The sequence below is a fragment of the Candidatus Enterococcus moelleringii genome (genome assembly GCF_017377575.1).
In the GTDB taxonomy this organism is placed as follows: domain Bacteria; phylum Bacillota; class Bacilli; order Lactobacillales; family Enterococcaceae; genus Enterococcus_A; species Enterococcus_A moelleringii.
Genome location: NZ_JAFREM010000056.1, coordinates 1 through 7,773, shown reverse-complemented (window position 1 = coordinate 7,773; position 7,773 = coordinate 1). Strand labels below are relative to the sequence as shown.

6 protein-coding genes are annotated in these 7,773 nt (G+C 41.0%); all 6 read right to left on the bottom strand.

The annotated features are described in order from the left end of the window. Positions 1-662, bottom strand: a 662-nt coding sequence (locus JZO70_RS22220) for a recombinase family protein (protein ID WP_207675890.1), incomplete at its 3' end; no start/stop codon positions are given. Positions 663-879: 217 nt separating this feature from the next. Continuing rightward, positions 880-4,122 (bottom strand): hypothetical protein, encoded by a 3,243-nt coding sequence (locus JZO70_RS22215; RefSeq protein ID WP_207675889.1) that lies wholly within the window; start codon positions 4,120-4,122, stop codon positions 880-882. Positions 4,123-4,233: 111 nt separating this feature from the next. Beyond that, positions 4,234-4,884, bottom strand: a complete 651-nt coding sequence (locus JZO70_RS22210; RefSeq protein WP_207675888.1) for a hypothetical protein — start codon at positions 4,882-4,884, stop codon at positions 4,234-4,236. Then, entirely contained in the window at positions 4,881-5,765 is an 885-nt protein-coding gene (locus JZO70_RS22205) for a BsaA family SipW-dependent biofilm matrix protein (protein WP_207675887.1), read from the bottom strand. The genes JZO70_RS22210 and JZO70_RS22205 overlap by 4 nt, the downstream gene beginning before the upstream one ends. Continuing rightward, the gene (locus JZO70_RS22200) at positions 5,762-6,580 is read right to left on the bottom strand and encodes an LPXTG cell wall anchor domain-containing protein (RefSeq protein ID WP_207675886.1); all 819 of its coding nucleotides are present in this window, start codon (positions 6,578-6,580) and stop codon (positions 5,762-5,764) included. Before JZO70_RS22200 ends, JZO70_RS22205 begins: the two co-directional genes overlap by 4 nt. A gap of 20 nt (positions 6,581-6,600) precedes the next feature. Beyond that, the coding region (locus JZO70_RS22195; protein WP_207675885.1) for a hypothetical protein at positions 6,601-7,773 on the bottom strand (1,173 nt) is incomplete at its 5' end.

Here is a 7,773-nt window from a genome sequence, read left to right as displayed (position 1 = left end):
ATTAATGTGACGACAATACAAATGACCACTTGTATCCACACTTGATCGAAATACGACTCGACTAGCTTAATACTAAAGATTGCCAACAGGAAACAGATGACTAGAATAATTGCCAGCTGCACCTGCCTGAGTTCCTGCTGGATACGATAAACTGTTTCGATCGGTACTCGCTTTCGTTGAGCAATCTGCCGCACCGAAAGCTTCTCAACTAACAACCATATAATCTCCCGATACAACTTACGAGCTTCTGGTTCTTTACTGAATAAAGAATAGGCCGACTTACTCCTGTTCCGTTCTTTCCCCACTTGTACCAAATAAGGATGCAGCAGCCGATCATTGCGCACCGACCACTTAAAGATCTGACGCCATTCTTCTAAAGTCATCTGCGGCATGTTCAATACATCCAACTCAATCTTCCGTTGTTCCAACTGATCCAAGCAAGCCAGCAGCTGCCGATAATCTCGCGAGAAAACTTCCAAAGAAGCAATCACCAACGTATCTCCTTCTTTAGAAAAATCCAACAGTGCTTGAAACTCACTCATGGGTGAAAACAAGGCCTCAGCTTCTTCGTGACCATCGGAAAAGACCTCATCCACAAAGTAGTCTTCTAATAAATCCAATTGTTGGGTGAACTGATACCCTCTTGCATACCCCAGATTCATCGCCTTCGGCCTCTCTCTTCATTAAATTCCCCTTTATTCTTGGGTCTTGGTGGTGCTTTTCTCGCGCCAGGTTTTCTGATCATTCTAGATAGATGTGCTACTTTTCGTTCTAATTCTTGTTGCGAACGAATCAGATTAAATAAGAGATAACTCTGAACTAGCAGCACTAGTCCCAGCACGAGTAATAAAAGATAGACCACCAATCATTCCTTCCTTTCTACGGGTTAACAATCTTCCCTAAATCATTGTGTTTATAGTCCCAACTGTATGGTTGAGGATAACCATCATTGGTGCCATTCGGTTCCAGGTAGATGGTGATCCAGTATTCACCTTGATCATGAATGTCTCCACGTGACAGTGAAACCTTCATATCCGTTGAAGTCGGATCACTCGGATGGCTAGCTTTATCATTGGAGATGGAATAGCCAACACACTTGTAGAAAGATGGAAGAATGGCTGACAGATCCACCAGATCTGCATCCTCATCCAAATGCTCAATATCTACACCAAAAGCAGTAAAGTCTGGATCATCAGCTTTCTTCCCAGAAGCAACCGTCACTTGTGACTGGTAATCAGGATCAAGGCTTGGAGTACCATTATTATTCAACGTATTCTGAATCGACAGATACCCTTCAGTTGGCACCACGAATTCTTTCAGCTGATCATTGGTTCCTTGAACCACTTGACGAACATTCAACAAAACATCACCAGTCAAAGTCACATCCAAAGTGGCCTTCGTCACATCACCTTGCGTATGATAGGAATCAGTTGCGCCGCTCCACTTATAGTTAAGTTCTGGCTTAACGGTAGTCGGCAACGTCACTGCCCCACCTGAAAATGGATCATGGAGAACATTCAAATCAGTAATATCCCAATTACTTTGTCCGCTCGCAGAATCAGGCAAAGGTGCCAATTCAGTCGTTCGATCTTTTGCATAATAGTTGTATGCTTTGGCGTTTCCATTAGTGACAACATCATCTACATCATGTGACAATCTTGAGCGATAAGGAATCGTATAATCATCGGCATAAATGACCACACCTTTAGTATCTGCTGGAGTTACATTGGTTTCAGTATTTGGAACAGTATTATCAGTAGTAACAAATACCCAGACTCGATTAACAATCTCGGGACTGCCATCTGGTTTATAGGTAACATCCACCGGATAAGGTTTTGCGACTTTTGCTTCTTGAAGTGCTTTTAGCTGGGTCTCATCAACTTTAACCTTACCAGACAGTTTATTTTGTACTGAACTAGCGTCTTTACTCGCTCCATTTTCATCTACACCATTACCGTGATCACCAGAAGTCGATGCATTGTTTGTCAGACTCCATGCCAATGTCTTGGAAAGTTCTTTGAATTTATCGACGTTAGGGATTGCTGAATCAATACCTGCTAATGGAATATGGAAGTTTTGAGCATCTATTGCAAATTTGTCATTTTCATCCTTAACAGTACTTCCCAAAAGATTATTCACATAGGTGGATGTACTAGACGTTTGATTCTGACTATCTGTAACAAAATAGGTGACTAATTGCGGCCCTGCTTTACTGAGATCGAATCCTAGACTCTTCCAATCAATCGGGTCGGCAGACTTTAAAATAATATTGTCATTTGAATCAGTCTCATACACTAAGCTTTTTGGATTTCTGTTAATCCGTTCCCTTAACCAGTCTATTCCATAAATATATAGCCCTTTATCAATGTCAGTTGTATCGTAAACTTGAACGGCAGCACTATCAGTCATAGCTCCAGTTTTTGAACCAGTTAATAACCACCTATCTAATACATCTGTATCTTTTACAGCAGGATCATTGCTATTCACAGTGAAAGTACTAGGTGCTTTAATTAATGGTGTCCAATCCTCAGTTTTCTTCAGAATAGACACGAAGCTATTCCCCTTTCTAGAAGATAACTTTTGCTCAAGCCACTGTTTATCTGACCAACTACTACTAGGTGGTTTATCATCAGGATAATTGTCATATTTAACTTCATCAATAAAGTTTCTCTCACTTGTCTCAAAAGCACCTGATATTATAAATAAGTCATCATCTCCAATAAAACTTTTAAACTCTATTTTAGTCGAATTCTCATGGAAATCTAATTGAATAAATGATGAGCTTTTCAATTTGAAATTACTATCCATATATCCACTGTAAAATCCGGGTTGAGTACCAATATTTTTAAATTCTCCCTCAATATGGTTGATTTGACCCGCATAGAAATAGCCCGTGCCTTGCTTCGAAAAATTCAAAGCAGTTTCTTTAGGAAAGGTATTACACAATTGAGTCGTTAACGAACTTACGTCTAATCTTATTAAATCTACTTTTGTATCTCCTTTCACCTGAATAAAAATTCTGTTTTTATCGGAAATGTTTCGAACAAATTCTACATCACGAGCAGAATATTCACCTATTTCTGTTCGACTTGCTTTTTTTGTTACCGGATCTACCACCCACTTACAAAGCCAATGAACCCATCCAGTACTGTTAGTTGCCATCGATTCAATACCTATATATGTATTATCATCTAAAGGATACATATTAGTAAAAATCGAAGCAAAATTAGAGCCCCCTTCGCCATGTACATAAGTCTGTACTTTAGGAGAAGCTTCAAACTCAATAGCACCTAATCTTTGTCCGTTACTGTGCTCAACACATACATAACTTGCTTTATCAGTTGAGATTGGATATATCACTGAAGTACTAATATTAGTACCCGCATTACTAATAAAACCCAATTGAATAGATTGATTTTTTAGATTAATACCATTTGTACTAACAACACGATTATTATCAGAAGTTGATATGGATAAATGATTTCCCTCATCAATAAAAGTCGTAGTGTTAATGCGATTAAACATCGTAGCATGCATCACCATAAATTCAGTTCCACTTTTTTGAAAAAAATTGTTGTAGAAAACTCTTTCATTCCCACTAGGTTGAGTAATAGGATTAGGAGTTGCAAAGACCCATTCCGTATCTAAAACCTCACCCGTACGAGACTGTAAAATAATTTTCGTTTGATCAATCATATTATAACCTTCTCCAACAGGGCTTGTAGAAAAAATTTGCATTGAAATAACATTCCCATAGCTTGTTAAGTAGCTAGTATCAATATAATTACGTATGCTACTACTAAATAATTTTGTTTTCGCCGTTTCAGTCTCAGATAACCGCTTCCCTAAAGACGGAATATTCATATTCAATTGTCGATACCCACTATAACTACTGGAATATTCCAGATGCTCTCCACCATCTATTGGCACTTCAAACAACTTACTTCCACTACCAATCGAAATCGGATTCGTCGGATGAGCTGAAACTTCTTTCTTCTCTTCAACTGTTTTTAGCGCAAGAACAACACTTATTAAAACTAGCCCCAACACACAAACTAACCCTAACCACTTTTGCCATTTATATTTTGCAGATCGTTTTTGAATTGTTTTTTTCTTCTTCATCTTTCTACCCCTTCTTTCAACACTTATCAAATCAATGTTTCACTCGATAAAACACTCACCTCATGAGTGTTGCTTTTCGTTAGTAAGAGATACAGTGGGGAATCTGTATCCCTAGTCTTCTTTTTCTGTTTTTGGTTGTAGTGCATCATCTACAGCTTTTAATGGTGATCCTGTTTGTGGTGTATTTCCTTGCCACCAAGCATCGCGATAGGCAAACTTTGCACAATTAATCGTTTCTACTTTTAACGTGATAGATAGCTTGGCTTGTAGATACCGATCAGCCAGCTGGTCTGAAAGCTTCACAGTTTCAAATAGATAGCTAGTCTTTTTACCTGGTTCGATAGCTTTTATATAGTAGTAATACCCATCACCACCATCGATCCAATCAGTTGTCACCATTTCTTCTAGTACAATATCCGCTCCTATTTTTAACGGTAATACTTGTTCGTTTGGTTCGTCTCCTGCAATACCTTTACGCACTTCTGGCAAGACCATCACTCGGACAAACTGCTTAATAGTTCCTGTGTTTTCAATCCAAACTTTTTTGGTAACAGAGGTATTTTTTTCGATAGAATCCAATGGTCCATCAAACACTTCATCGATCTTAGTCTCCACTTGTCCAATCTGAAAGTCATTTTCTTTCCGATCTTGATCCGTCATCGCCGCATAAACCAGATAACCTCCACCAATTAAAAGAAGGAGGCAGCCAAGAATCATGGCTAAATAGATTGGGCTATGAGACCGTCTTTTTCGCTGCTTCATCCTGTGCCTCCTTCATTCGTCTTGTTCATGTAGTGAAGCTTATCCTTATACAGTTTCTCGACATCCGTTCCTTTTATGCCCCAGTCAGTTAAGACCGATTCAGAAATATCATGGGCATCCATTTCCGGTACCAACTTATACAGCGCTCCTTTGTACTCGTTGGCATAAGCAGGACTTAGCGTGACGCTCTTTAACAAATCTTCCGTGACCTCATTAGGCTCCAGAATCTCAGAATAATAAAAGTAGCCGTTATGGTAAAACCAATAGTTGGTTTCGTTTGCCGGCACCTGATCAAAGAACTTAGTCGGATGGAAATCTAATTGAAAAGAAGCCAACACATTGGCAGGCCTGTCACTGTACTTGTACGTCTCATTCTTCAGCACGGTATCTGCTAAATAAAAGGTGGTCGCATCTTCTTGATACTTATTTCCGACTTCCCAGGTACTGATATCATCAACTTTGATCAACGTATCCGTCGTCCCATCCAGTTCATGAACAGCTAAGTTGCCGTTACCATTAACAATGGTGTCATCTAACCGATGATTATCGGCGGTATCGACGTCAAAGCCCACAAAGAACTCTTTGAAGGACAATCGGACAATGGCTTTGGTCGTACCGTCATTTTTCACACGAACCGCTTTGGGCCGCTTCGTTCCCGGCGCCCAGCGTGGTGCTACAGCATTGAAATCTTCTTCGATTCTAGCCGATACGATCGCCTTATTCTTCGGTGACCGATTCACACGTTCATCGGCTTTAGTTACCCAGGCATAGGTGCTGCCAAGAACCAATAACAGACTTAACACAAGCGAGAAGCAGGCAAAGAGCAGCTTGCTTTTGACAAACACCCGAAACAAATGGCGGCCTTTCTCCTTTTGATTCATTCCTGCTCCTCCTCTCGTGGTCGCTTCCATAAGAACAGCGCAATCAAGATTAACAACAATCCGGTAAGAAACATGTATACGATCTCTTCACCCGTTTGTGGTAAAAGCTTGCCTGAGCCGGAGGCACGAGGTGGTGTACCTCCAGTTCCAGGCAATGCACCCCGACCTGATCCCGACGAATCGGAAGAAGTGGTCGGCGTAGAAGAATCGGATGATTCAGAGGACTCAGATGGTTCTGGCGGCTCACTTGAATCAGAAGGTTTGGTTGGTTGATCTCTGGTTCCCACAAAGGTCCAGTAAAATTCCAACACACTTCGTTCCCGCAGATCTTCATCACTTACTGCAGGATCTATCGTAAAAGTCGCCGTAAGAATCTTATCGGTTCCGTACTTACAGACCCCTAACTCAAAAGGAGTCTTCGACCAATCAAACGTCCCGTCACCTAGTAACAACCCATCGTAAATTTCTTCGCCATCCAAAGACAACCTCAAGAAAATATGATCCGCCCAGTTGATCGATCCCGTGGAAGAGACTTCTTCCGCCAATAACCCTAACGAGAACGGCTCTTCCAGATCCAAGCTGCGAATCGTAATTTCTTTTTCGTAGACATCTCCTGGTTTAATATCCACCAGATCAATATAATACTCACCATCTGATGATGCATACACGCCATCCGAATCACCAATGACCATGCCGGGAGGAAGTGCTTCTACCGCATGTGCAGACAATGAACCGCCAAAACAAAGTAACAGAAGCAGGAGGCTACTGAGAACAGCAGCTATTTTTTTCAACCTTGTGTCCTCCTCCCTTATCATGGCATTCATTTTTCATTGCATTAAGGTGTTGTTAAGAAGGTATGGATCAAGCCAGTATTGGTTTGGCTTGTATTCATGCCCCAACCAGCAGTATCCGTTAATGCTTCATTGTTGGCTGCGATAGCTTCCATTTTGATACCTAGATCGTACGTTGCGTTGCTGTATTCTTTACCCATTTCATTTTTGAAGACTAAGTTCTTCATTAACAAGTCAGTCGTTTGACCAGAAGTTAATGGCGAAGTGAAATAGAACCAACCATCATCTGAATTGTAAACCCATTTGTTTGCAACTAAAGAAGTCGTTGTAGCCATGGATGACCCGTATTCAATCGCAATTGCCTTTTGACCTAATCCTGCTAAATCTGCTTGTACATCGTATTGCATACCACTAGCAACTGGCACTTGATCTCCATGCGTTGCTGGTTTCACAGGAACCCCAGTCGCAGAAAGGTCAAAGCTTGTACCAAAACCTTCGTCTGTTGCTGTGTAGTTATAGTTCGTTCCATAGCGGCTTCCCTTAGTACCGATCAATGCGCGGTCTGTAACCGTGGATTCACCTTGAGGTGCCACACTTGATTTCGCCCAGTTAACTACAGCGTGTGTATAGCCGCCTTCGTAGTATCCATACTTCACATCAGATAGAGTGTAGTTCCAATCTTTTGCGTCATCACTTGTACTAGTCGCAAAGTCGGTTGGATTTGCGGAACATGACATTGCTTGGTATTTTTCTTTACCTTGAGTTTCATCATATGCATAGACAAGACGATATTCCAAATTATGGTTATAAGTGTCGTAAGGATCTTTTGTTCGAGTTCCTTTTACATACAGATACACGTTGGCATCATCTGTCGCATCTAAACCAGTAACTTGTGCCTCTGGCACTTGCTCAAATCCATCTGCTAGCGCTTGTGCCATATCAAAATTAACGGGTGCATCTGTATTAAGAGTCGTTCTATCTGCTTCATAGCGAGCATTTGGATTATCGGTAAATGAATCGTACTTAGTTGCCCCTTTATTAGTCAGGTGCTTCAGCACTTCTTCATACGAAACCCGGACAAAGACACTTTCATCCCCAGTATTGGTAACAGAAACTTCTTTCTTGGTTTTCTTTCCGCCCACTAAGCTTGTTGCTACATAATCTTCCTTCAATACCACACTGTTGTCGCTAACTGCAGCTGAAGAGGCACGGTTGAT